The sequence below is a fragment of the Pleomorphomonas carboxyditropha genome (assembly GCF_002770725.1).
GTDB lineage: Bacteria > Pseudomonadota > Alphaproteobacteria > Rhizobiales > Pleomorphomonadaceae > Pleomorphomonas > Pleomorphomonas carboxyditropha.
In genome coordinates this window covers 240,808-265,681 of the sequence record NZ_NQVN01000001.1, presented here as the reverse complement: position 1 = coordinate 265,681, position 24,874 = coordinate 240,808, and the positions used below count along the sequence as shown (strand labels likewise).

The window sequence follows — 24,874 nt, the reverse complement described above, 5'->3', positions numbered from 1 at the left end:
CGGCCCCGACGATCCGCCGCCCGATCGGGCTCGCGAATCCGGTCGGTCCGGATCGCCGAGGATTATTTCATGCCCACCGCTTCAGATGTCGCGCCGCGCTTTTCCAACCAGGCCGACGCGATCCACTGGCTCCGCGACCGTCGTATCAACGAGGTCGAATGCATCATCCCGGACATGAACGGCATCATGCGCGGCAAGATCGTGCCGCGCGAAGATTTCATCCGCATCATCGACGCCGGCGTGCGGCTGCCGGAGTTCGTGTTTTTCCAGGCGGTGACCGGCGACAGCGCCGTCGAGAGCAAGATCGTCAATCCGCTCGACCGCGACATCCGCTGCCTGCCCGATCTGACGACGCTGCGCCTGGTGCCCTGGTACGACGAGCCGACGGCCCAGGTGATCTGCGACTGCCATTTCGCCGACGGCCGCCTGGTCGACTTCGCGCCGCGCTCCGTACTGCGCCACGTCATCGAGCTCTACGCCGCCCATGGCATCCGCCCGGTGGTGGCGCCGGAGGTGGAATTCTACCTGACCGGCCAGAACGACGACCCCGACCTGCCGCTGGAAGTGCCGATCGGCCTTTCCGGCCGCAAGGAAAGCGGCAGCCAGGCCTACGGCATCGAGCACGCCAACGACTACGACCACGTCGTCAACCAGATGTACGACTATTGCGAGGCCTCGCGCATCGAGATCGCCACCATGGCGCACGAGGCCGGTCCGGCGCAGCTCGAGATGAACTTCCGCCACGGCGACCCGATCGAGCTCGCCGACCAGACCTTCCTGTTCAAGCGCACCGCCCGCCTCGCCGCCCGCAAGTTCGGCATGGTCGCCACCTTCATGGCCATGCCGCACCAGGAGATGCCGGGCTCGGCCACTCACATCCACCAGTCGGTGGTGCGCGTCGCCGACGGCCGCAACATCTTCGCCAATCCCGACGGCAGCGACACCGACCAGTTGCATCACTACATCGGCGGCCTGCAGCGCTACGTGCCGAAGTCGATGAGCCTGTTCTGCCCCAACGTGAACAGCTACCGCCGCATCCGCCTCGAAAGCGACGCGCCGATCAACGTCCACTGGGGCCGCGACAACCGCACCTGCGGCCTGCGCGTGCCGGACTCGGGGCCGGAATCGCGCCGCGTCGAGAACCGGGTGATCGGCGCCGACAGCAATCCCTACATCGCCATGGCGACGACGCTGGCCTGCGGCCTGATCGGCCTCGAAGACGAGGTGCAGCCGGACGAGGTGGTGACGGTCGACGCCAAGACGCTCGGCGTGACGCTGCCCATCCACCTCTCCGACGCGCTGATCGAGCTCGGCGACTGCGAGCGCCTGAAGGCCGTGCTCGGCGAGCGCTTCGTCGGGGCCTACATCGACGTCAAGCAGCTCGAACTCAGGCTCTACAACCGTGTCATCTCGAGCTGGGAGCGCGAGTATTTGCTGCTCAACGTCTGAGACTGGCGGATGCGGCCGGCGATCGCCGCGGCGAACCGCTGGCCCGGCAGCTCGATGAACCGCCAGGTGGCGAGCGAGAAGGCCATCACCAGGGCGATGTAGAGCGCCGCCACGACGCCTTCGCGCAGCATCGTCTCGCCCGGCAGCAGCCGGTCGACGGTCTGCGACAGGCGCGGCACCACATAGGCGACCAGGAACAGGTGGGTCAGGTAGATCGAGTAGGAGAGCCGGCCCAGCCACTGCACCGGCGAGGTCGCCATGAAGCGCGACAGCGGACCGCGATCGTCGGCATGGGCGAACACCAGCGCCAGGAACACGACCGGGGCGAAGTAGCGGGCTTCCGGCAGCGACGCGGTCGCCCAGACCAGCGCGACGCCGGCCAGCGCCGTGGGGATTTCCGCCCGGCCGCCGGCTAAGGCCCTGAACGATCCCCGGCGGTGCAGGTGCTCCGCCACGACGCCCGAGAAGAAGCCGAGGAGACAGCGGACGATGCCGAACACGTCGGTGCTGATCATGCCGCGGCCGGTGATGTCCACGACGAGGACAAGCCAGGCCACCAGGGCAATGGCGCCGGCGACGGCGGCGCGCCGGCCGGGGTTGCCGGCCGTCCTGAAGGCGACCAGCGCGAAGACGGCGTAGGTCCAGATTTCCGCCGAGATGCTCCAGCTCGGGAAGTTCCAGGTGAGCTCGGGGCCGAGGCGGGCCGTTTGCAGGAACAGGGCGATCGGCAGGATGTCGGAAGGATTGCGGGCGCCTACGAAAGCCGCATGTTCCGGGGAAAAGCCCGTCTCGCGCTGCAGCGCCAGTTTCGCCAGTTCGACAACGACGAACAGCGCCAGCATGGAAAGATGCAGCGGCCACAGCCGGCCGAGACGCCGCACCACGAAGACGGCCACCCGCTCGCCGTCGGCCAGTTCGTCGGCATAGACGCGGGCGATGACGAAGCCGGACAGCACGAAGAAGAAGTCGACGGCCAGCGTCCAGGAATCCAGCGACGGTGCCGTGGTCAGGTAGCCGTTGAGCTGCAGGTGAATAAAGCAGACGGCGAGCGCGCCGATCCCTCTCCAGCCGTCGAGTGCCTTCATGCGCATGGCATCGCTCCAGTTCGCTGCCGGCATGCCGGAACCGGTCCGGCCACGCTGCGGCGACACCTCACGGCAAAAGTCCGTGAGAGAGCTCATCTTTAATTCCGAGTATCGGCTGGAAGCAATCTAAACTGGGAATTAAGGATAACGGCGCGTACGGCTTCCCTCGGCCCGGCTCGAAACTCGCCGGTCGGCAGATGGCGAGACGCACGGGAACCGAGGCGGAGCGAACCCGGGCAGCTCCGGCAAAAGTGCCTTGCGGTTTGCGTCTTGAAAAGTGCGGTTCGTCAGCACCGGAAGCAGAGAATTCCAAATCGGATGCCACCGGTCAAATCCCCGACATCGCCTCGCTGCCCTTTTGGAGCCCTATAGCCACCCCGCGCCTCTTTCGACCTGAGGTCCTACGCCTTCGCGTAGGATGACAATCTATGTATATGTTTTTTATATATAATTCTGTCATCCTACGCGAAGGCGTAGGACCTCGGGCAGAATGGGGCGCAACGCCGATATAAGTCTCCCAACACTCGCTGTTGTCAGGGAGATGGCGAGACGCACGAAAACCGGAGCGCACTTAAGGGTCCGTTAGTACCGGAAGCACAGAGCTTGAAGCCAAGCATTGTACGGAAAAATGGAAGCCGGTTTCCCGCAAAACGATGCGACAACAAAGAACCAGATGCCCGCCCAGCGGGTTTCGAGCCAGGCTCTAGGCCTGCCGGGACGGGATGTGGACCACCAGCCCGTCGAGATCGCCGTTCACCTTGATCTGGCAGGAGAGACGGGAGGTCGGCTTGGGATCGGCGGCGAAATCCAGCATGTCCTCTTCCATCGGCTCGGGCTCGCCGGTGGCCGCCACCCAGGCCTCGTCGACGTAGACGTGGCAGGTGGCGCAGGAGCAGGCGCCGCCGCACTCGGCCTCGATGCCGGGAACCAGGTTCTTGACGGCGTTCTCCATCACCGTGGTGCCGGTCTCGGCCTCCACCTCGTAGCGGCTGCCTTCGTGCGTGACATAGGTGATCTTGGGCATGGAAACCTGCGGCTGCGGGGCGTCGCCCCTCGGGTCACCTGCACATATATCAGCGTCCGCCGTCGTCAACCCCTGCCGCCGAGACGAGCCTCGATAAAGGCGTTGGCGGCGGCAACGACCTTGGTCAGCCGGAAAAGCTCGGCCCCGCCGCCGTCGCCGCGCAACAGCGCGGCTTCGAGCGCCGCCGCCGCGCCGGCGACCGCCGTCGCGCCGATGCCGCGCGCCGAGCCGAGCAGGAGATGGGCGGTGCCGGCATCGGGCGCCGCCTGCAACCGGTCGAGGCAATCGCGGCTCTGCCCGAGGAACAGGCGCAGCACCTCGGCCTCGAGGTCGGCATTGCCGAAGGTCTGCGCGGCGAGGTGCCCGAGATCGAGGGGAGGACCGCCGGCCTGCTCGTCGTCGCTCATCGCTGTCGCCCCTTCCGCATCGTTCCGAAGGCCTTCCGCGCCCGTCGCACCGGCGCCGGGCGGGGCTCGATAGGGCTCCGCCCGCCCCGAGGAGCGGCCGGAATTCTGAAGATATGGTTAATTCGCCCGTTGCAATCCAAGCCTGTTATCGTCGTGAAGCAGGACCAGCCGGCTTCGGATCGTTGGCGCCGGGCCCCGTCCCGGCGGCGTCCGGGCCGGCATCCTCCGGCGGGCCGGTCGGTAACCATATGTTTTAAGCCAATATTCAACTCGATGTCCTAACGTCTTGACTGTGTTCGCCCGGCATCTCGCCCCCTCCGGCCTCGCCATGCGCGCCGAAGAACGGGGGGTTGGCCGCCATTCAAACATCCGCCTTCGGGTCCGGAAATAACAACCGGAAGATGAATAACAATGTGCGACGCCTATTAGCGGCTTGTTAACAATACGGGGCGCCCGGGGAGCTTTCCTTGTCCGGAAGGGCCTGTTGTGCCATTACGTTTCAATAGGCAATCCTCGGCCGGCGTAGCCATTGCCGCCTCTTCAGGGGCGCGTGGCGGTCGGGGAAAGCCCGAGTTCATGCCGATCGCCTAGGCCGGGCGGGGCATGGTTCGACCGGGACGGCAACCGGGAGTACACTTCCGGAGCCGTCCGGCTTCAAGTATGCGGACAAGAGGGTACCATGGTAAAAAGCACCAAGGCATCGGATCCGGCGGAGGCCGCACTCTCCGCCGTCGAGGAGGCCCTGAAGATCGACTTCGGCGTTTCGGCCGACGAGCCGAGATCGCCCGACCAGGATACCTTCGCCGAAAGCCCGGATGCTGCTGCGCGGCAGCCGCTCGCCGAGCCCGCCGACGCGCCCCGCGCCTCCGCCCGCCCGGGCCGCGCCCCGGCCAACGACGATCGCCGGTCCGTTGCGACGCTGCTCTACCAGATGCAGCGCCGGCCGTCGGCCCTGCCCTTCTGGATCGCCCTCTTCGCCTCGGTCGTCTGGGTCGCCGGCGGCTTCTACGTCGCCCGCGCCGCCTTCGGCGACTTTTCCGTGCTGGCCGACCCGGCCGCCCTGTCGTCGCGCCCCGACGGCTTCGCGCTGATCGGCGGCATCGTCGCGCCGGTGGTGCTGTTCTTCGCCATCGCCACCATGATCTGGCGCGCCCAGGATCTGCGGCTCGCCGCCCGCTCGCTCACCGAAGTGGCGGTCAAGCTCGCCGAGCCCGAGCTGTCGGCCAAGGAGAACGTCGTCACCGTCGGACAGGCCATCCGCCGGGAAGTCGCCGCCATGGGCGACGGCATCGAGCGGGCGCTCGCCCGCGCCAGCGAGCTCGAAGTGCTGGTCCACAACGAGGTTTCCTCGCTGGAGCGCTCCTACGCCGAAAACGAGTTGCGCATCCGCGGCCTGATCGAGGAGCTGGTCAGCCAGCGCGAGAGCGTGGTCGCCAACGCCGAGAAGGCGCGCACCGCCATCTCCGGCGCCCACCAGAACCTGTCCGAGGAACTGCGCACCGCCGGCGACCTGCTCACCAACCGCATCGACGAGACCGGCCGCAACGTTACCCGCACCTTCGGCTCCAAGGCCGAGGAACTGGCGCTGGCCTTCGAGGCGGCCGGCAACTCGGTGACCGAGACGGTGGCCAAGCGCGGCGCCGATTTCCTGTCGACGCTCGGCACCGAGCGCGAAAGCCTGATCAGCGGCCTCGCCGAAACCGGCACCGCCATCAACGAGGCGATCGCCAGCCGCAGCGAGGTGCTGACGCGCACCATCACCGAGGAGGGCGGCCGCCTGGTCGGCGCCATCGGCGCGGAAACCGAGCAGCTCGGCAGCGAGCTCGCCAAGCGCTCCGACGAACTGGTGTCGACGCTCGCCACCCGCACCGCCGACCTGTCGGCGGCGCTCAGCGACGGCACCGGCGAGCTGGCCTTCACGCTGGCCTCGCGCACCGAGGAACTGGTCTCGACGCTGGCCGCCCGTTCCGACGAGCTGTCGTCGACGCTCACCGATCGCACCGCCGACATCGCCTTCACGCTGTCGGCCCGCACCGAGGAGATCGTCTCCTCGATCGCCGCCCGCTCCGACGAGCTTTCGTCGACGCTCTCGGTCCGCACCTTCGAGCTCGGCAAGGCGCTTGGCGAGAAGGCCGAGGAGATCGGCACCACGCTGGAGACGCGCACCGCCGAATTCTCCACCGCTCTCGCCGAAAAGAGCGAAGCGCTGGAGAGCACGCTGGCCCTGCGCTCGGCCCAGCTCGCCAGCACCATCGAGGCGCGCACCGGCGAACTCAGCGCCGAATTGACCGACAAGACCCAGTTGATCGACCGGACGATCTCCGGCCGCACCGCCGAGCTCGCCGAGACGCTGTCGACGCGCGCCGAGTTGTTCGGCACCACGCTCGCCGAGCAGTCGGCCAACTTCGACCGCACCATCGGCCATCGCGTCAACGAGCTGGTGTCGACCGTCGCCACCTCGACGTCGGTGATGGAAACGCAGTTGCTCACCCGCACCGACAGCCTCGACAAGGTGCTGACCGAGCGGTCGCAGGAGATCGCCTCCACCCTCGAAAGCCGCACCGGTTCGCTCGAGACGCTGCTGCGCGACCGCAGCGACGCCATCGTCTTCTCGATCGACACCACGGTCGCCGCCCTCGAGGAAAACCTCACGCTGCGCACCCGCGAGATCGACGAGACGCTGGCCCGCTCGGGCCAGAGCTTCGCCGAGGACATCTCGCAGCGCGCCTTCGCCGTCAGCGAGCAGGTCGCCCGCACCACCGACGAAGCGTCGAAGGCGATGGCCGAGAAGATCGAGACCATCAACGAGACGCTGCGCTCCACCTCCGAGGGCGTGCTGCTCGACCTGTCGATCCGCGGCAGCGAGATCACCGACCGCCTCGACCAGACCGGCACGCTGATCACCTCGACGATCACCGAGCGCGGCACCGATCTCGTCAACAAGCTGGCCACCACCGGCGAGGCCGTCCACACGGCGATCAGCGTCAACGGCGTCGATCTCGCCGACCGCCTTGCCGCCACCGGCCAGGAAGTCGCCCGCATGATGGACGACCGCACCACGTCGATCCGCGGCATCATCGACGGCGCCACGCTGTCGGTGGAGACGCTGCTCGCCGACAGCGGCAGCCTGTTCTCCGAGCGCCTGTCGACCATCGGCGCCGAGATCGCCCGCGCCGTCAACGCCCGCGGCGAGCGCGTCGCCGAGACCATCCTCGCCGCCGGCAGCCAGATCGCCAACCTCTTGGACGACCGTTCCGACAGCATGTCGGTCAGCTTCGCCGAGCGCATCCGCGTGCTCGACGAGATCATCAACGGCCGCGCCGCCGAGCTGGTGGAAAGCCTGGTCAGCCGCACGTCGATGCTCGACGGCTCGCTGGAGGAGCAGATCGCCCGCATCGAGGCGGCGCTGGCCGAGCGCACCCTCACCATCCAGAACGCCCTCGCCGAAGGCACCAGCGCCCTCGAGGCGACGCTCAGCGGCCGTTCCGGCAACATCACCGGCCTGATCGACGAGCGCGTCGAGCGGCTGGGCAGCGAGTTCGACAAGCGCTCCGGCGCGCTGGTGGAGACGCTGGACGGCCGTACCCAGGCGGTCCTCGCCTCGCTGGAAGGCCGCGCCGGCAGCTTCGGCGCCGCGCTGGAAGGCCAGCTCGCCGCCTTCGACGGCAGCGTCGGCAAGCGCCTCGAGGATGCCACCCGCACCTTCGCCGACAAGGCGGACGCGCTGACCGGCACCCTCGACAACCGCATCGAGCTGATCGACCACGCGCTCGACGGCCGGGCCCGCCAGATCACCGAGACGCTGATGGCCCGCACCCGCGACCTGGCGCAGGCCTTCTCGGCCGGCCAGTCGGAGATGGTCGACGCCATCGAGGGGCGCCTCGACGCCGTCGGCCGCTCGCTGCAGCGCAAGACCGAGGAGTTCACCGAGACGCTGGCCGACAAGGTGGCCGAGATCAACGTGTCGCTCGGCTCCAAGGTGTTCGAGGTCGCCGAGACGCTGGACAGCCGCGCCAGCTCGCTGGAGGTGTCGCTGACCCAGCGCCTCGCCTCCATCGTCGACATGCTCGGCAGCCAGACCGAGACGGCCCGCGAGGAACTGGCCCGCGCCCTGATCAACGCCGCCGCCGTGTTGCAGAAGGAAAGCGCCCGCGTCCGCGAGGACCTCACCGGCTCGGTGGAAGCGGCCACCGACAAGCTGCGCGTCGAGGCCGACCGCGCCAAGGCCATCGTCACCGATGCCATGGCCGAGATCGCCCACGAGATGGAAAGCGGCTCCGTCCGGGCGCGCGACGTGGTGGCCGGCGTGCTGGAAGGCATGTCCGAACGGCTGGCCGGCGAGAGCGAGCAGGTCCGCGCCAGCGTGGTCGCCGCCATCGACGGCGCCGCCTCGCGCCTCGCGACCGAGGGCGAGAACACCTCGTTCGCCGTCAGCCAGTCGCTGACGGGCGCCGAGAGCCGGCTCGCCAGCCTGCGCGACGAGACGCACGGCACGCTCAACGACCTCATCACCACCCTGTCCGACGTGCTATCCACCGAGAGCCAGAAGGCGCGCGAGAACGTCTACGAGGCGATCACCGCCGTCGAGGGCCGCCTCATCGGCGAGAGCGAGCGCGTCCGCGACACCATCATCGGCTCGGTCGACGACGTCACCGGCCGCATGGCGACGGAAAGCGAGAAGGCGCGCGCCGGCCTGATCGGCGCCATCGACGAGGTCACCGACCGGCTGTCGGAAGAGACCGCCCGCGCCCGCTCCAACCTCATCGGCTCGGCCGAGGCGGTCACCGGCCGCATCGCCGGCGAAACCGAGCGGTCGAGCGAGATCCTGGCGGCCGCCATCGCCGCCGCTACCGAGCGCCTCACCGAGGCGACGCGCGATCTCGAGGCGGTGCTCGACACCCGCACCGAGGCCGCGGCCAACGCCATGGACAGCCGTGCCGAGAAGGTGGTCGACCTGGTCACCCGCCGCATGGCCGAGCTCGGCGAACTGATCGACGGCCGCGGCGGCGAGCTCGCCAACGCCTTCCTGTCCGGCACCCGCGCCCTCGACGAGGCCGTCGGCAGCCGTGGCGAGGAAGTGGCCGGCATGGTCCGCAACGCGGCGAGCGACGTGCTGGAAGCGCTGGCCAAGGGCGGCGAAGGCGTCAGCCGCGCCATCACCCAGCGCGGCAACGAGGCGGCGGAAGCCCTGAAGGAGGCGACGCTGTCGCTGATGGCCACCTTCGACGAGCAGGGCCGCGACGTGCTGCAGTCGCTCGACGACACCACGACGCGCGTCAAGACCGACGTCGTCGCCGTGCTGGAACAGGTCGAGGGCGCCAATCGCGGGCTCCGCGCCCTGGTCGATCAGGCTTCCGGCAACCTCAGCCGCATCGAGCGCGGTCTCGAGCAGCAGACCGGTGACCTTCGCCTCGCCCTCGAGCGCGTCGTCGCCGACACCACCGCCTCCAGCACCACCGTCGCCGAGACGACCGAAGTGCTGCGCGAGGTGTCGCGGACGGTGCTCGCCGACATCGGCACCATCGCCACCGCGCTGTCCGAGCAGACCGGCGACCTGCAGTCGTCGGCCCGCGCGCTGTCGTCGGTGGGCGGCACCCTGCAGGGCGTCGTCGGCGATCGCCTCTCCGCGCTCGACGGCGTGGTCTCGACGCTGCAGGAGCGCAGCGAGACGATGTCCGAGAGCCTGCAATCGATCGCCGGCCAGATCCAGGACACGCTGTCCAACGCCGAGCGCCGCGCCCGCGACGTCGGCTATCAACTCGCCCGCAACGCCGAGACGGCCATGAACGGCGTCACCCAGCAGCTCGAGCAGTTGTCGGTCAACGCCGAGGAGGAAGGCCAAAAGACCAAGGTGACCATCGAGCGGGTGCGCGGCGAGCTGATCTCCGAGATCAACGCCTCCATCGGCTCGGCGGTCGACCGCTTCGCCGGCGCCACCGAGGAGATGCGTAAGGCGACCCGCGCCGTCGGTCGCGAGCTGGAACAGATCCGCGAGGATCTGAGCCGCGGCGTCCTCGACCTGCCGGAAGAGACCAGCCAGCACACCGCCGCCATGCGCCGCGTGGTCAGCGAGCAGATCCGCGCCCTGAACGAGCTCTCCGAGATCGTCTCGCGCCAGTTGCCCGGTGAGAGCGTCGCGGAGACGCCGGTACGGGCGCAGGCCTCGGCCCAGGCCTCGAGCCGCAGCCTGCCGGCCCAGAAGCCGTCGCAGCCGGCCGAGCCGCGCGCCTTCTCGCGCCAGCCGGCCAACCAGCCGCCCCGCCCGGCCGTCGCCGAACGGCGTCCGGAGGCGCGGCAGCCCGCCGGCGACGAGCGTGGCGAACGGTCGAGCGGCTGGATCTCCGACCTGTTGCGCCGGGTCAACGACGAGGACGGCCCGTCGCCGCGCCTGCCGTCGTCCGACCGCAACAAGGGCGGCAACCCGCTCGACGGCCTGGGCTCGCTGACCTCCGACATCGCCCGGTCGATCGATCCCGACGCCTACGCCGACCTCTGGGACCGCTACCGGCGCGGTGACGGCAACGTGTTCACGCGCCGCGTCTACACCTTGCAGGGCCAGCAGACCTTCGACGAGGTGCGCCGCCGCTATGGCCGCGAGGCCGACTTCCGCGAGGCGGTCGACCGCTACATCGACCACTTCAGCGCGCTCTACGAGGAAGCCGTCCAGAAGGACCCGAACGGCCGCCTCGCCGAGAACTACCTGAACTCCGACACCGGCAAGGTCTACACCCTCCTGGCGCACGCCAGCGGCAAGCTCGGCTGAGCCTGACCGATACCGACAATCACAGAAAAGGGCGCCACGCGGCGCCCTTTTTCGTTGGAATGACGAGGGTTGTTTCTGTCGTCGTGTTCACCCCTCTCTCCAACTCTCCCCCACAAGGGGGGAGAGGGCACGGCTTGGTTCCGATCAGAACCTATTGCCCTGGAAAGGTGCACCTTTCAGCTCGACGAGCCCTCTCCCCCCTTGTGGGGGAGAGTTGGAGAGAGGAGTGAGGCCGAAGGCCTTGAGTGGCAAAACAGCCGCCGGGCGCCGGTCACAGCACCCCGCCGCCTACAGCGCCGACGCCGTCCAGCTCACCACTTCGGCCACCGCCGCCGAGGCGGCCTGGTCGATCGCCGCGATGGCGTCCTTCGGCCGGTCGGACGCCGCGGGCCGGCTGACGTCGAACACGCGGCTCGCCCGCACCTTGCCGTTACGTTCGTCGAGCAGCTTGACGCCGAGCGTGACGTGCGCCGTAGGCGAACCGGTGACATCCAGCTCGAAGGCGCGGATGTCGACGATCACCTGGTCGTCGATAGCGAGACTCTCGCCCGGCTTGCCGACCGCCCGGACGCGGCCGGAGTTCTCGAAGGCGCGCACCATGATCGTCTGGATCAGCGGCGGCAGCTGGTCGGACCAGGAGACGCCCGGCAGGTAGGAGATCGACCCGCCGGCGGCGCGCACGGCGATGCGCCCGGTCGACAGCGCGTCGCTGGCGTTCGGCAGCGGCACCAGGATCTGCGCCGAGGAGCGCCTGGTCGCGCCATCGAAGGCCGTGGGAACCGCGAGGTCGAAGATGGCGTCCGGCTTGGGTGGCGACCCGAGGCCGAGCGTCGAACAGCCCGCAAGGGTGAGCGCGAGGAGGAACGCCGCCAGAGAGGCCGTCCGCCGGCCCGGATGAACAGATACCAACATCGCCTCCTAAAGCATCCGCCCGAAAAGTTGCAGACCTTTCGGACAACGCGGATGCGTGAAACCAGAGACCCTACATCCGCCCGAAAAGTTGCAGGCTTTTCGGACAACGCGGATACGTGAACACAACGAGCCGGAGCAAAAGCCGTTTCCGGCCATTGCCTCGGCTTTAGCGGCGCGGCGCGTATTCGGGCACCCCCTGCCCGCCGAAGATGAACTGCTGGGGATTCTTTTCAACGCCTTGCAGCACCCGGTCAAGCCTCGCCAGCGCCTGCCGCCCCTGCTCGGCCAGCGCCACCACGCTGTCGAGCCCCCGGCTCGAGAATTTCGAGACGTTGTCGGTGATCGGCCCGACCGCGCCGTTGAGCTTGTCGGCCACCTCGCGGATCGACTTGGCCGCCGCCGTCGCCTCGGCGACCAGGCCCTGGCCGTCGCCGGTCACGTAGCCGTCGACCTTCTGCAGGACGCCGTCGGCGCGCGCCGCGATGCCGTTGAGCTGCTCGGCCAGCGTGCGCGTGTCGCGGATGATGCGGTCGACGTCCGGCCGGCGCTCGTCGATGGTCTGGCCCAGGTCGGCAAGGCTGGTCGAGGCGCGATTGACATCGGCCATGATGGCGTCGAGCTGCGGCTTGTAGCCCTTCAGCATCGCCGCGAAGTCGCTGACGTCGGTGACCGTGGAGCGCACCTTGGCCGGATCGACCGCCTCGACGACGCCCCGCGCCGCGCCGAGCGTCTGGCGGGCATCCTCGACCACCATGCCGAGCGAGCCCGACGCCGCCGCGATGTTCTGCGAGGCGGTATCCACCGCCGCGATCACCGACCGCACCTTCTCGGTATCGACGGACGCCAACACCGCGTCGGCCCGGTTGGCGGTGGCGCGCAGCTCGTCGGAGGTGGCGGTGACGCTTGCCACCAGCCGGTCGACCTCCTCGGGATCGACCGCCCCCAGGATGGCCTTCGCCTGCCCCACCGTCTCGTCGAGCGTCCGCGCCGCGTCGGCGACGTTCTGGACGACGCTGTTCACCGCCGCCGGATCGATGCCGTCGGCAATGACCTTGGCGCGCTCCAGCACGGCGGTGAGCCGCTCCGAGGACTCGGTCAGCCGTTCGGTGATCTCGGTCACCCGTTGGGGATCCACCGCGTTGAGGATGCGCGTCACCTGCGCCGCCGCGTCCTTGAGGTCGCGCGAGATGTCGCCGATGGACTCGGCGGCCGACGAGATCGAGGCCATGGCCTTGGAGATGCCGTCGGAATTGTCGGCGAGCGCAGCCGAGAACTTCTCGACGTTATTGACGGTGCGGTTGAAGGCCGGGCCGTTTTCGGTGATGAAGTCGTCGATCGCCGCCATGGCGCTGTCGGCCCTGACCAGCACGTTGCGGGCGCTTTCGAGAATGTCCTGGAAGGGCGAGATATCCGCCGGCATGGTCGGCATGCCGTCGGTCGCCGCGTCGAACAGCCCCGGCGCGTTGCGCGAGCCGCCTTCGAGCTGCAAGGTCGCGGCGCCGGTGAGCCCCTGATAGGACAGCGTGGCGCGGGTGTCGGTCTTGATCGGCACGTCGCGATTGACGCGGATGATGGCGATGACGGTGCGCGGGTCCTTCTCGTCGAGCCGGAGATTGCGCACCTCGCCGATCTTGATGCCGTTGAACAGCACGGCCGAGCCGGTCGAAAGGCCGGTCACCGCGCCGGAGAACACCACGCGCACCTCGGCCTGCTGCTGGTTCTGGCCGATGTTGCTGAGCCAGCCGAGGAACACCAGGCCGATCGTCAGCATGACCAGGACGAAGGCGCCGATCACCGCATAGTTGGCCCGAGATTCCATGGCGTTTCCTATCCGAAGGTGAAGTGCTCGGCGCGCGGGCCGTTGAAGTAGGCGCGCACCCACGGGTGGTCGAAAGTCTTGAGCTCGGCGAATGTACCATCGACGAGGACGCGACGGTTGCCCAGCACGGCGATACGGTCGGTGATGGTGACGAGGCTGTCGAGGTCGTGTGTCACCATGAACACGGTCAGGCCCAGCGTGTCACGCAGTCTCAGGATCAACTGGTCGAATTCGGCGGCGCCGATCGGGTCGAGCCCCGCCGTCGGCTCGTCGAGGAACACGATGTCGGGGTCGAGCGCCAGCGCCCGCGCCAGCGCCGCGCGCTTGATCATGCCGCCGGAAAGCTCGGCCGGATACTTGCCGCAGGCGTCGGCCGGCAGGCCGGCCATTTCGATCTTCAGCCGGGCGAGCTGGTCGGCGAGGTCGTCGGAGAGGCGCATGTGCTCGCGTAACGGCACCGCCACGTTCTGCAGCACGGTGAGCGAGGAGAACAGCGCGCCCTGCTGGAACAGCACGCCCCAGCGGCGGCCGATATGCTGCCGCTCCTCGCCCGAGATGCGGTCGAAATCCCTGCCGAACACCTCGATGGTGCCGGCCGAGCGGGCGGTGAGGCCGATGAGCGTCCTGAGCAGCACCGACTTGCCGGTACCGGAACCGCCGACGACGCCGAGAATCTCGCCGCGCCAGACGTCGATGTCGAGCCCCTCGAGGATAGGCTCGCCGGAAAAGCCCACCACGAGGCCGCGCGCGGCGATCACCGCCTCCCGTTCCCGCCCGTCCTGCCGCGCCGTCTCGTCCGTCATTCGTCAGATTCCGATCGTCGCGAAGATCATGGCGAAGATGCCGTCGGTAACCACCACCATGAAGATGGCCTTCACCACCGCCGCCGTGGTGTGCTCGCCGAGCGACTCGGCCGATCCCTTCACCTTCATGCCCTCGATGGCGGCAATGAGGCCGATGATCGCCGCCATGAACGGCGCCTTGGCGAGGCCGATCAGCACATAGGTGACCGTCAGCGCCGCCTTGAGGCGATCGAGGAACACGTCCGTGGGGATGCCGATATAGTAGAGGCCGACGATCCAGGCGCCCGCCAGCGCCGCCAGGTCGGAGACCAGCGTCAGGATTGGCAGCGCGATAATCAGCGCCAGGAGGCGCGGCAGCACCAGCACCTCCACCGGCGACAGGCCGAGCACCTTCAGCGCGTCGATCTCCTCGCGCATCTTCATCGAGCCGAGCTCGGCGGTGTAGGCGGCGCCCGAGCGGCCGGCGATCATGATAGCCGTGAGCAGCACGCCCAGCTCGCGGCAGGTCAGCACGCCGACCATATCCACCACCAGCACGTCGGCGCCGTAGCTGGACAGGTAGAAGCTGCCCTGCTGGGCGATGATCATGCCGACCAGAAGGCTCATCAGGGCGATGATCGGCACCGCCTGGATGGCAGCCCGGCCGATGTTGTTGAACAGGGCCGCCCAGCGCATGCGCCGGCGCCACAGCAGCATGTCGAGGAACGTCGTCGCCGACTCGCCCAGCGTGGCGAGCACCGAATAGCCATCGTCGATGATGGCCGCCGCCCCGCGCCCGATCTCCTCCAGCGTCCAGGTCACAGGATTGACGCGCGGCGGCTCGGGCAGCTCGTCGCGGCCGAGCGGATCGATTTCGGCGATCAGCGACGCCGCCGGCTTGGGGAAGTCCTTCAGCTCAGTCGAGCCGCCGGCCTTGTCCTGCTGCCGCATCAGGCCGATCAGCGCCCAGGCACCGGCGGTGTCGAGCCGTCCGAGCTCGCTGCCGTCGAACACCAGATGCCGGCCGGGCGCCACTTTTCCGGCGACGGCGGGCAGCACCGCGCCGACGGTTTCCACCGTCCAGTCGCCGGCAATGCCGAGCACCGTCACATCGTCCCGCGCCCCCTCAGCCGACCCCACGCCAACACTCCTCGAACATCTCGCCACGCGCGGAAACGCCGCGACCCCGCGCAGGATACATCAGCCTCGCCCGCCGGCGCCAGCCTCGAACCGCGATCCATGCCGTTCCCGGAAGACGAAGATGGTGCGCGATGGCGTCGGCGACACGGAGCGCCCCGCCGGGCCGCCAGGCGAGCGCCGCGAACCGTCCGCCTGGAACCGCCTGTGGGCCGGCCCGGTTCCGCCGGATCGGCGGGCGCCTTAGACCAAAGATAGGGGTTTCGACATAGCGATGCCCCTTTAACGATTCCCATTTCGCCCTGATGTCTTTACTCTGGTTGCTACCCGGGCCGCGCCAAGCCGGCGTCCGTGGAGCACCTGATGGACAAAATGGACCGAAACAGACAGTTGTTCGGTCCCCACGATGTGGCGTTTTCCGGCCGATCGCCGGCGGCTTCGGCCGAAGCCGCTCTGCCCCGCGCGGAAATCAATGTGAGGTCGCCTTGCGTAAGCTCAGCATAACCGTCGACAGCTTTCCCATCGCCGGCACCTTCACCATCTCGCGCGGCTCCAAGACGGAGGCGGTCGTGGTGGTGGCCACCATAAGCGAAGGCGCCGTGTCGGGGCGGGGCGAAGGCGTTCCCTACGCCCACTACGGGGAATCGGTCGAAAGCGTCCTCGCCCAGATCGAGAGCGCCCGCGCCTTCATCGAAAAGGGCGGCGACCGCTTCGCCCTGCGCGACATTCTGGCGCCAGGCGCCGCCCGCAACGCGCTCGACTGCGCGCTGATCGACCTCGAAGCCAAGGCGACCCATCGCGGCGTCGCCCACCTTCTGGGCCTGCCGCCGCTCGAGCCGGTGAACACCGCCTTCACCATTTCGCTCGACAGCGTCGACGCCATGGCCGCCGCGGCGAAGTCGGCCAGCGACCGGCCGACGCTGAAGGTGAAGCTCGGCGGCGACGGCGGCCGCGACCGCCTGGTCGCCATCCGCCGGGCCGCGCCGCGGAGCCGCATCATCGTCGACGCCAACGAGGGCTGGACGCCGGAGATGTTCCCCGAGATGATGGAGGCCTGCATCGAGCTCGGCGTCGCCATGATCGAGCAGCCGCTGCCGGCCGACGCCGACGACTATCTCGACGAGGCCAAGCGGCCGGTGCCGGTGTGCGCCGACGAGAGCGCCCACACCACGGCCGACATCAAGCGGCTGGTCGGCCGCTACGACGCCGTCAACGTCAAGCTCGACAAGACAGGCGGCCTCACCGAGGCGCTGGAGATGATCGCCGCCGCCGAGGAGGAAGGGCTGATCGTCATGGTCGGCTGCATGGTTTCGAGCTCGCTCGCCATGGCGCCGGCCTTCGTCGCCGCCCAGCGCGCCCAGTATGCCGACATCGACGGCCCGCTTCTCCTGGCCCGCGACCGCCTGCCCGGCCTGATGTTCTCCGGCTCGATCGTCCATCCGCCCTACCCCGACCTCTGGGGCTGATGGCTCAGCGGGCCGGCGCGTCCGGGCTCGGCGCCGGCATCAGGTCCTCGCCCCCGGTGACGCGGAACGTCGCGTCGTGGGCCGGCAGACGCCGGGCGCCGCCGCCGGCCGCCGTCAGGATGATCAGCCCGAGGATCGGGAAGACCGACATCACCACATAGGTATCCGAGCCGAGCGTCGGCACCAGCCGGCCGGCCAGCGCCGTGCCGAGCGCCATGGCAAGGCCGTTGAAGATGACGAAGGTGCCCTGCGCCGAGGCGGCGCGCTCGGTCGGCACCACCTCGCGCAGGAAGCGCATCAGCCCGATATGGGCGAGCGCGAAGGAGCCGGCGTGCATCACCTGCAGCGCCAGCGTCGGCAACAGCGGCAGGTCCATCGCGAACAGCAGCCAGCGCAGGCAGCCGATCACCGCGCCGCCGGCCATCAGCTTCAGCGGCGACACGACGCGGAACATCCGCCCGGCCAGCGCGAACAGGATGATCTCGGCGATGACGCCGACGGCCCAGAAGATGCCGATGGTGAAGTCCGAAAAGCCGTTGGCCCGCCACAGGATGGTGCCGAAGCTGTAGAGCGCGGCGTGTCCCGCCTGATTGACCGCGTGGCCGAGCAGCACGGCCAGGAAGGCCGGCTTGCGCAGCACGGTGAGCGCCGCCGCGGAAGACGGCGCGGCGGCCGGCGGCGCCGGCGGAATGGCGACGGTGGACAGAAGGGCGATGGCGAAGCCGAACAGCACCAGGAAATAGACCGCCGTCGACCCGGAATGCTCCATGGCATAGCCGCCGACGATATTGCCGAGAATGAACGACGCCGAGCCCCACAGCCGCATCTTGCCGTATTCGCCGAGGCCGTGGCGCTCCATGATCATGGCGAAGGCGTCGGCGAGCGGTCCGACGCAGTAGGACAGCACCAGGAGGATGGAGCCGACGGCCATCACCGCGAGATCGCCCTGGGCGAAGCCGAACAGCATGGAGAAGCCGAGCGTCAGGCCGATCAGGCCGGCCATCACCTGGCGCCGGTCGCGCGCCCGGTCCGACAGGCCGCTGACCACCGGCATGGTGAACATGCGCATCACCTGCGGCGTCGCCAGCACGAAGGCGATCTGTTCGCCGCTCAGGCCCTTGACCTGCAGGAGAACCGGAAAGAACGGAGTCAGCACGCCGTTGACGAAGAAGGCGATGGCATAGAAGGCGCCCATCAAATAGGCGGGGGCAAACCGCCCGATCATTCTTGTCAACAGAGCAACTCGGAATAAACTCGTTGTGAAGGATTCGTGCCGATGATGGCGGCTCGCCGATCTGAATCGCTTGCCTGTTTCCGGCCGACACTTTACCTGTAGCTGTATCCGTTTAGTCTACAAAGGGGTCTGCGGCGAAAATATGGAAAATTCGCAAGCCCTCTCGCCGTTGCGCGAATCCGACTACGAGGCCATCGAAGCCGCCGTCATGGAGACGGAGAAGGGACGCTGGTTCCTCTCCGAGTATGCCCGGCGTCATCGTTCGGCCGACACCGACCTGGTGATCGGCGCCATCGGCCGGCTCGAGACTATCTTGAAGCGCGAGCGCCGCCCCGACGCCGACCGCATCCGCCTCGACATCGGCGAGATGAAGGACGCCATCGAGCGCACCAAGCTGGAGATCGCCCAGATCAAGAGCGATGGCCGCTCGCCGCTGAGCCGCTTCGACCGCGCCTCCAACGAGCTCGACGCCATCGTCGAGCAGACCGAGGCGGCGACCTCGGAGATCCTCGGTTCGGCCGAGAAGATCCAGGAACTCGCCTGGACCATGCGCGAGGCCGGCGTCGACAACGCGCTCTGCGACGACGTCGAGAATCTGACCACCAACATCTACATGGCCTGCTCGTTCCAGGACCTGACCGGCCAGCGGACGCAGAAGGTGGTGCAGGTGCTGCGCTATCTCGAGAACCGCATCAACGCGATGATCGAGATCTGGGGCATGGACGAGGAGGAGGTGCACAACACCTCGGTCGACCGGCGCGTCGCCCTCAACGCCCACGACCATCGTCCCGATGCCCACCTGCTCAACGGCCCGGCGTTGGCCGGCGAGGGCATCGAGCAGCACCTCGTCGACGGCCTGCTGGTCGAGGATGCCGACGCCGACCGGGCCGCCCTCGACGCGGTGACCAATCACGCCATCGACGAGATGGATTTCGACCGCATCGACGCCATGGCCGGCCTCGAACAGGCCGCCGCCCCGTCGATGGTCGGCGCCGACGGCCAGATCGACTTCGACGCCATTCCGACCGACGACGACACGGCGGAAGACGCCGCGACGCTGGCCGACAGCCTCGACTTCGACGCCATCCAGACCGGCGACGACACGGCGGGGGATGCCGCGGCCCTGGCCGACAGCATCGACTTCGATGCCATCGAGCCCGACGACACGCCGGAAGCCGGCGAGGAGCCGACCGACGAAGCGCTGGCCATCGCCTCCGAAGCCGTCGACACGGCCATCGAGGCGCTGAAGGAAGTGTCGGACACCGTCAAGCAGGGCAAGGAAGCCGACATCGACGACCCCTTCGCCCGGATGACCAAGGCCGAACGGCAGGCGCTGTTCTCCTGAGGCCTTTTTTGCCGACGAGAGCAGTTGCCCGGGACCATCTCCCTGGCGCAGCCGGAAGGGCGTCTGATATCCGCCCCGCGCCCCGTTCTGCCTGAGGTCCTCCGCCTTCGCAGGTACGCGAACGTTCCTGTCACGCCGTTCGCCGCCGAGCGCGTCGCTTCGCATAGATTGTCATCCTCGCGAAGGCGAGGACCTCAGGACGAGAAGGTGATGAAGGGCGTATCAGGCGCCTTGCGTTGCCGGAGCGCCATATCTGCGTTGAGCTTTGTTCTGCCTGAGGTCCTCGCCTGCGCGAGGATGACAATTTTATATGAGGGTGACAGCTTTATATATGGGGAACAAAGGGATAGCTCGGCACATTGGTACCCAGGTAAATTCCCGCGCGTGCTATTTCTCAAGCTGGCCCGGAAATTGGCCCCGGACGGGACGTGGCACCCTTCTTCGGTCCGAGAGGGGCCGTCTCCGCAGGTCTCGGCGAGATTTATATAATTAAATCATATATATAGATTGTCATCCTCCGCGAAGGCGGGGGACCTCGGGCAGAACGGGGCGAGCGGCCGATATCGGGCTCCCTCACCCAGACTGCCGTCGCAGCCGGAGCATTTCGGGCGAAAGGCGTGTCGGAAATTCACACCACGGCCGGGACCACCAGCGGTGGCGGCGCGTCGAGCGTTTCGCCGTTGGCAAGGCGGACATTGTCGAGGAACTGCATCGCCGCCCGCCGCCAGCTGAAGGACAGCGCCAGCTCGCGCGCCGCCGCCCGGTCGATGGCAAGGGCACCGAGGCAGGCCGCCCTGAGATCCTCGTCGAGGATGCCGGCGTCGCTGTCGCCGAGGATGTCGAGCGGCCCCATCACCGGATAGGCGGCGACCGGCAGGCCCGAGGCCAGGGCTTCCAGCAGCACGTTGCCGAAGGTGTCGGTGCGCGAGGGGAACACGAAGACGTCGGCCGAGGCATAGGCGCGGGCGAGGTCCTCGCCGATCTTGACGCCAGCGAAATGGACGTTCGGATAGCGCCGTTCTAGGCTGGCCCGCTGCGGTCCGTCGCCTACCACCACCTTGGAGCCCGGCAGGTCGAGCGCCAGGAAGGCCTCGAGGTTCTTCTCGACGGCGACGCGGCCTACGTTGATGAAGATCGGCCGCGGCAGATGGTCGAACGCGCCTGCCTCGTCCGGCCGCGGCCGGAACAGGTCGGCGTCGATGCCGCGGCCCCAGCGCATCAGGTTGCGGAAGCCGCGCGCCGACAGCTCCGCCGCCAGCGTGTCGGTGGCGACCATGCAGCCGGCGCCGCCGTTGTGGAAGCGGCGGACCAGCGCATAGAGCCAGGACTGAGGCACCGGCAGCCGCGCCGCCACATATTCGGGAAAGCGGGTGTGATAGCTCGTCGTATACGGCATGCCGTTGCGCCGGCACCACTTGCGCGCCTTGAGGCCGAGCGGCCCCTCGGTGGCGATGTGGACGTAGGACGGCTGGCCGCGCTCGATCTCGCGCGCCACGCGGCGATAGGTGGAGATGGCGACGCGGATCTCCGGATAGCTCGGCAGCGGCAGCGTCCGGAACAGGTCGGGCGTCACCATGGTGACCTCGGCGCCCATGGCGACGAGCTCGGCGTTGGTACGCTCGATCGAGCGGACGACGCCGTTGACCTGCGGATGCCAGGCGTCGGTGACGACGGTGATGCGCGTCATTCGGCGGCCTCGGCGCGCGGCAGCATCAGCGGCGTCCGGCGCTCGTGCTCGAGGCGCGTCCAGCGGATGATCTCCAGGCTGCCGTCATGGTTCTCGGCGACCGCCGTGCAGCTCTCCACCCAGTCGCCGGTATTGACGTAGGCGATGCCGTTCATGTCGCGCATGATGGCATGGTGAATATGGCCGCAGATGACGCCGTCGGCGCCGACACGCCGCGCCTCGTAGGCGAGCGCATCCTCGAAGGCGCCGATGAAGTTGACGGCATTCTTCACCCGGAGCTTGGCCCAGGCCGACAGCGACCAGTAGGGCAGCCCGACGAAGCGCCTGATCTTGTTGATCCAGGTATTGGTCCACAGCGCCACCTCGTAGGCCCAGTCGCCGAAATAGGCGAGCCAGCGGGCGTGCCGCACCACCACGTCGAACTGGTCGCCGTGGATGACCAGGTAGCGGCGGCCGTCGGCCGCCTCGTGCACGCAGCGGTCCATCACCTCGACGCCGCCGAAATGCGTGCCGAGATAGTCGCGCAGGAATTCGTCGTGGTTGCCGGGGATATAGACGACGCGGGCGCCCTTGCGGGCCTTGCGCAGCAGCTTCTGCACCACGTCGTTGTGGCTCTGCGTCCAGAACCAGGAGCGGCGCATCCGCCAGCCGTCGACGATATCGCCGACCAGATAGATCGTCTCCGCCTCGTGAACGCGCATGAAATCGAGCAGAAGATCGGCCTGGCAGTCGCGCGTACCGAGATGAATGTCGGACAGGAACAGCGCTCTGAGGCTTCGAGTAGTATTGGCGTCCGTCATGGCAAACAAAGATGCACGCTGCATCTTCTCCGAGGCGGGAATCAATGGCAACTCGCCGATCCCGATACCTCCTTTTGTCCCGGCAGCTTCTCAGTTTTATGACAAAGACGCCTATTTGCCTCCAAACGGTGATCAGGGGGACCACTCAGCCCCCATATGGCCAAGCGAAGCCGCCGACATGGCCGCTCGGCGAGCCGAATACCGGCGATCCTTTCGAAAATCGTTGGCATCAAAAGCAAAACGGCCCGGTCAAGACCGGGCCGCATGCCAGAAGAATCGGTTCGGGTCAGGCGCTTACGGGCACCAGAGAACCTTCACCAGCTTTTCCGACTTCAGGAGGCTGCGCACCGGCATTTCCATCACGTCGTCGCCGGCCACCGCCCTGTCGAAGGCGGCGCGCTTGTCGGCGCCCTCGATATGCAGCAGGATCTCGTCGGCGGCGAGCAGCAGCGGCAGGGTCAGCGTGATGCGCGGCTCGCCCGCCGCCTCGGCGCGAATCGCCATCACCTGCGCCTTGCAGTCCGGCGAGTTGGCGGCCGCCAGGTTGTCGCCGCCCGGATAGAAGGAGGCAGTGTGGCCGTCCTCGCCCATGCCGAGCACGACGGCGGCGAACGGCAGCGGCAGGTCGGCGATCGTCCTGCCCACCTCGGCCACCGCCTCCTCGGGCGTCGGCACCGGCCGGTAGAGCGGCACGAACTCGATGTTGCTGAGCGGCCCCTTGAGCAGGTGGCGACGGGCGAGGCCGGCGTTGGAGCGCTCGTGCGTCTCCGGCACCCAGCGCTCGTCGACCAGCGTCACGATCACGTCGTTCCAAGGCATGCGATAGCGCGACATCGCCTCGAGGAAACGCACCGGCGTCTTGCCCCCCGACAGCGCCAGCGCCGCCTTGCCGTGCAGACGGATGGCATGGGCGAGCGCGCCGGCGACCTCGACGGTCAACGCGTCGGCGAGCGCGGCGCCGTTTTCGAACTCCTGAAACTCGTACATCCGTTCCTCCAGATCGGCGATCCCTTGGCGCCGCCGGCTCTCATCGGCTGGACGGCGGTCGGCCGATGCATCGGACGATGCCGTGCCGGCCGGTTTCCCCTTGTTTGAATATACACAATCGGCCGGCGTTGGCATCGGCCGACTTTTCGCAATCCCTATCAAACCGTGTCCGCCATTGCGGTGGAAAAACCGACACGGGAAACGCCGGCGGCGGGCCGCCGCCGGCCATCTCGGAAAATCAGGCCTTCTGCAGCCCCTTGATGGCGGCGACGAGGCCCTTGGTCGAGGCGTCCTGGTTCGCCGCCGGCTCGGCCTCGCCCTTCAGCACCGGCAACAGGCGGTTGGCCAGCTCCTTGCCGAGCTCGACGCCCCACTGGTCGTAGGAGTTGACGCCCCAGATGGTGCCCTGCACGAACACCTTGTGCTCGTAGATGGCGATCAGCCGGCCGAGCGTCCTCGGATCGAGCGTCCGGTAGAGGATGGTGTTGGTCGGCCTATTGCCGGGGAAGGCCTTGTGCGGCGCCAGGGCGGCAATGTCGGCGTCCGACTTGCCGGCCTTCTTCAACTCGGCGGCGGCTTCCTCGACGGTCTTGCCGAGCATCAGCGCCTCGGTCTGGGCCAGCACGTTGGAGAGGAGCTTGGCGTGATGGTCGCCGACCTGCTCATGCGGCACGGCGGCGGCCAGGAAGTCGGCCGGGATGATGTCGGTGCCCTGGTGGATCAACTGGTAGAAGGCATGCTGGCCGTTGGTGCCCGGCTCGCCCCAGACGATCGGGCCGGACGCGCGCGGCACCGGCGTGCCGTCGGTGCGCACGCCCTTGCCGTTACTTTCCATGTCGAGCTGCTGGAGATAGGCGGCAAAGCGGGAAAGCCGCTGGTCGTAGGGCAGCACGGCATGCGTCGAGAAGCCCCAGACGTTGCGATACCAGACGCCGAGTAGGCCGAGGATCACCGGGATGTTCTTGTCGAGCGGCGCGCTGCGGAAGTGGTTGTCCACCTCGTGGGCGCCGGAGAGGAAGGCGACGAAGTTGTCGAAGCCGACGGCGATCGCCACCGGCAAGCCGATGGCCGACCACACGGAATAGCGGCCGCCCACCCAGTCCCAGAAGCCGAAGGCGCGGGAGACGTCCATGCCGAAGGCGGCCACCTTGTCGAGCGCCGTCGACACGGCGCAGAAGTGGGCGCCGACCGCCGCCTCACCGAGATGCTCCTTGATCCAGGCGCGGGCGGTACCGGCGTTGGTCATGGTCTCGGAGGTGGTGAAGGTCTTCGACGCCACGACGAACAGCGTCGTCTTGGGATCGAGTTCGGCCAGCGTGTCGGAGATATGGGCGCCGTCGACGTTGGAGACGTAATGGAGGCGCGGGCCGTTGCCGCGATAGGGCGTCAGCGCGATCGTCGCCATGGCCGGCCCGAGGTCGGAGCCGCCGATGCCGATGTTGACGACGTCGGTGAACTTAGCGCCGGTCGACGAGGCGATCTTGCCGGAGCGGACGCCCTCGGCGAAGTCGCGGACGCGGCCGAGCACCTCGTTGACGTCGGGCATGACGTCCTTGCCGTCGACGATCACCGGCGTGTTGGACCGGTTGCGCAGCGCCGTGTGCAGCACGGAGCGCTTCTCGGTGGTGTTGATGACGGCGCCGGCGAACATGGCGTCGCGCCGCTCGGCGACGCCCGCCGCCTTGGCGAGCTCGATCAACAGGGCGAAGGCGTCGGCGTCGAGACGGTTCTTCGAGAAGTCGAGCAGAAGGTCGTCGAGGTGCACGCTGAAGCGGTCGAAGCGACCGGCGTCCTCGGCGAACAGCTTGCGCAACGGGCGATCGGCCAGCTCGGCCTTCTTGGCTTCCAGGCGCTTGAAGATAGGATCCAGCTCCGCGACCATGTTCACGTTACTCCCATGCTAGGCGACTGCCCGCGTATGTTCCGCCGATTGGCGCGGAATATTAGGGAGACTAATGGAGCAAGGCTAGTGCCTTC

At 68.0% G+C, this 24,874-nt stretch carries 16 protein-coding genes; 4 read left to right on the top strand and 12 right to left on the bottom strand.

The annotated features are described in order from the left end of the window. Nucleotides 1-69: 69 nt before the first annotated feature. Nucleotides 70-1,449 carry a glutamine synthetase family protein gene (locus CJ014_RS01255; RefSeq protein WP_100078703.1) on the top strand — a complete coding sequence of 460 codons (1,380 nt, stop codon included), beginning with the start codon at nt 70-72 and terminating at the stop codon, nt 1,447-1,449. On the opposite strand, the gene CJ014_RS01250 is transcribed toward CJ014_RS01255, so the two are convergent. The 3 genes from CJ014_RS01250 to CJ014_RS01240 all read right to left on the bottom strand — a co-directional run bounded on the left by CJ014_RS01250 (nt 1,395) and on the right by CJ014_RS01240 (nt 3,965). Beyond that, a complete protein-coding gene (locus CJ014_RS01250; protein WP_100078702.1) occupies nt 1,395-2,630 on the bottom strand; it encodes an acyltransferase family protein in 1,236 nt (411 codons plus the stop codon). The two genes, CJ014_RS01255 and CJ014_RS01250, sit on opposite strands and share 55 nt — an antisense overlap. 607 nt (nt 2,631-3,237) lie before the next feature. Further along, a complete protein-coding gene (locus tag CJ014_RS01245; protein ID WP_100078701.1) occupies nt 3,238-3,558 on the bottom strand; it encodes a 2Fe-2S iron-sulfur cluster-binding protein in 321 nt (106 codons plus the stop codon). A gap of 65 nt (nt 3,559-3,623) precedes the next feature. Further along, entirely contained in the window at nt 3,624-3,965 is a 342-nt protein-coding gene (locus CJ014_RS01240; protein ID WP_100078700.1) for a hypothetical protein, read from the bottom strand. A 679-nt stretch (nt 3,966-4,644) separates the two neighbouring features. Between CJ014_RS01240 and CJ014_RS01235 the strand changes: the two genes are divergently transcribed. Further along, entirely contained in the window at nt 4,645-10,728 is a 6,084-nt protein-coding gene (locus CJ014_RS01235; protein ID WP_100078699.1) for an apolipoprotein A-IV repeat region-like domain-containing protein, read from the top strand. 288 nt (nt 10,729-11,016) lie between these two features. On the opposite strand, the gene CJ014_RS01230 is transcribed toward CJ014_RS01235, so the two are convergent. From CJ014_RS01230 to CJ014_RS01215, 4 genes are all read right to left on the bottom strand, one after another. Beyond that, entirely contained in the window at nt 11,017-11,640 is a 624-nt protein-coding gene (locus CJ014_RS01230; RefSeq protein WP_100078698.1) for an ABC-type transport auxiliary lipoprotein family protein, read from the bottom strand. A 166-nt stretch (nt 11,641-11,806) separates the two neighbouring features. After that, the gene (locus CJ014_RS01225; RefSeq protein ID WP_100078697.1) at nt 11,807-13,459 is read right to left on the bottom strand and encodes an MCE family protein; all 1,653 of its coding nucleotides are present in this window, start codon (nt 13,457-13,459) and stop codon (nt 11,807-11,809) included. 8 nt (nt 13,460-13,467) lie between these two features. After that, nucleotides 13,468-14,262, bottom strand: coding sequence for an ABC transporter ATP-binding protein (locus CJ014_RS01220; RefSeq protein ID WP_100078696.1), 795 nt, complete (start codon nt 14,260-14,262; stop codon nt 13,468-13,470). 3 nt (nt 14,263-14,265) lie between these two features. Then, on the bottom strand, nt 14,266-15,381 hold the full coding sequence (locus tag CJ014_RS01215) for an ABC transporter permease (RefSeq protein WP_133121793.1): 1,116 nt from the start codon (nt 15,379-15,381) through the stop codon (nt 14,266-14,268). Nucleotides 15,382-15,863: 482 nt separating this feature from the next. Here CJ014_RS01215 and dgcA point away from each other — a divergent pair, with 482 nt between their 5' ends. Continuing rightward, a complete protein-coding gene (gene dgcA, locus CJ014_RS01210) occupies nt 15,864-16,844 on the top strand; it encodes an N-acetyl-D-Glu racemase DgcA (protein ID WP_100078694.1) in 981 nt (326 codons plus the stop codon). Nucleotides 16,845-16,848: 4 nt separating this feature from the next. Here the strand turns inward: dgcA and CJ014_RS01205 are convergent, their stop codons facing one another. Then, a complete protein-coding gene (locus CJ014_RS01205; protein WP_100078693.1) occupies nt 16,849-18,069 on the bottom strand; it encodes an MFS transporter in 1,221 nt (406 codons plus the stop codon). A 151-nt stretch (nt 18,070-18,220) separates the two neighbouring features. Here CJ014_RS01205 and CJ014_RS01200 point away from each other — a divergent pair, with 151 nt between their 5' ends. Continuing rightward, nucleotides 18,221-19,423 carry a protein phosphatase CheZ gene (locus CJ014_RS01200; RefSeq protein ID WP_100078692.1) on the top strand — a complete coding sequence of 401 codons (1,203 nt, stop codon included), beginning with the start codon at nt 18,221-18,223 and terminating at the stop codon, nt 19,421-19,423. A 628-nt stretch (nt 19,424-20,051) separates the two neighbouring features. Here the strand turns inward: CJ014_RS01200 and CJ014_RS01195 are convergent. The 4 genes from CJ014_RS01195 to pgi all read right to left on the bottom strand — a co-directional run bounded on the left by CJ014_RS01195 (nt 20,052) and on the right by pgi (nt 24,779). Continuing rightward, on the bottom strand, nt 20,052-21,110 hold the full coding sequence (locus CJ014_RS01195; RefSeq protein ID WP_100078691.1) for a glycosyltransferase family 4 protein: 1,059 nt from the start codon (nt 21,108-21,110) through the stop codon (nt 20,052-20,054). After that, nucleotides 21,107-21,934 carry a UDP-2,3-diacylglucosamine diphosphatase gene (locus tag CJ014_RS01190; protein WP_425351881.1) on the bottom strand — a complete coding sequence of 276 codons (828 nt, stop codon included), beginning with the start codon at nt 21,932-21,934 and terminating at the stop codon, nt 21,107-21,109. The genes CJ014_RS01195 and CJ014_RS01190 overlap by 4 nt, the downstream gene beginning before the upstream one ends. A gap of 270 nt (nt 21,935-22,204) precedes the next feature. Further along, complete coding sequence (gene pgl / locus CJ014_RS01185) at nt 22,205-22,897, bottom strand: 6-phosphogluconolactonase (RefSeq protein ID WP_100078689.1); 693 nt, start codon at nt 22,895-22,897, stop codon at nt 22,205-22,207. A 238-nt stretch (nt 22,898-23,135) separates the two neighbouring features. Next, entirely contained in the window at nt 23,136-24,779 is a 1,644-nt protein-coding gene (gene pgi, locus CJ014_RS01180) for a glucose-6-phosphate isomerase (protein WP_100078688.1), read from the bottom strand. Between the last annotated feature and the right edge of the window lie 95 nt (nt 24,780-24,874).

Bases quoted from the DNA above. Each gene is read 5' to 3' on its own strand.
- CJ014_RS01255 (WP_100078703.1), top strand. From the start codon at position 70: ATGCCCACCGCTTCAGATGTCGCGCCGCGCTTTTCCAACCAGGCCGAC.
- CJ014_RS01250 (WP_100078702.1), bottom strand. From the start codon at position 2,630: ATGAGCTCTCTCACGGACTTTTGCCGTGAGGTGTCGCCGCAGCGTGGC.
- CJ014_RS01245 (WP_100078701.1), bottom strand. From the start codon at position 3,558: ATGCCCAAGATCACCTATGTCACGCACGAAGGCAGCCGCTACGAGGTG.
- CJ014_RS01240 (WP_100078700.1), bottom strand. From the start codon at position 3,965: ATGAGCGACGACGAGCAGGCCGGCGGTCCTCCCCTCGATCTCGGGCAC.
- CJ014_RS01235 (WP_100078699.1), top strand. From the start codon at position 4,645: ATGGTAAAAAGCACCAAGGCATCGGATCCGGCGGAGGCCGCACTCTCC.
- CJ014_RS01230 (WP_100078698.1), bottom strand. From the start codon at position 11,640: ATGTTGGTATCTGTTCATCCGGGCCGGCGGACGGCCTCTCTGGCGGCG.
- CJ014_RS01225 (WP_100078697.1), bottom strand. From the start codon at position 13,459: ATGGAATCTCGGGCCAACTATGCGGTGATCGGCGCCTTCGTCCTGGTC.
- CJ014_RS01220 (WP_100078696.1), bottom strand. From the start codon at position 14,262: ATGACGGACGAGACGGCGCGGCAGGACGGGCGGGAACGGGAGGCGGTG.
- CJ014_RS01205 (WP_100078693.1), bottom strand. From the start codon at position 18,069: ATGATCGGGCGGTTTGCCCCCGCCTATTTGATGGGCGCCTTCTATGCC.
- CJ014_RS01200 (WP_100078692.1), top strand. From the start codon at position 18,221: ATGGAAAATTCGCAAGCCCTCTCGCCGTTGCGCGAATCCGACTACGAG.
- CJ014_RS01195 (WP_100078691.1), bottom strand. From the start codon at position 21,110: ATGACGCGCATCACCGTCGTCACCGACGCCTGGCATCCGCAGGTCAAC.
- CJ014_RS01190 (WP_425351881.1), bottom strand. From the start codon at position 21,934: ATGCAGCGTGCATCTTTGTTTGCCATGACGGACGCCAATACTACTCGA.
- pgl (WP_100078689.1), bottom strand. From the start codon at position 22,897: ATGTACGAGTTTCAGGAGTTCGAAAACGGCGCCGCGCTCGCCGACGCG.
- pgi (WP_100078688.1), bottom strand. From the start codon at position 24,779: ATGGTCGCGGAGCTGGATCCTATCTTCAAGCGCCTGGAAGCCAAGAAG.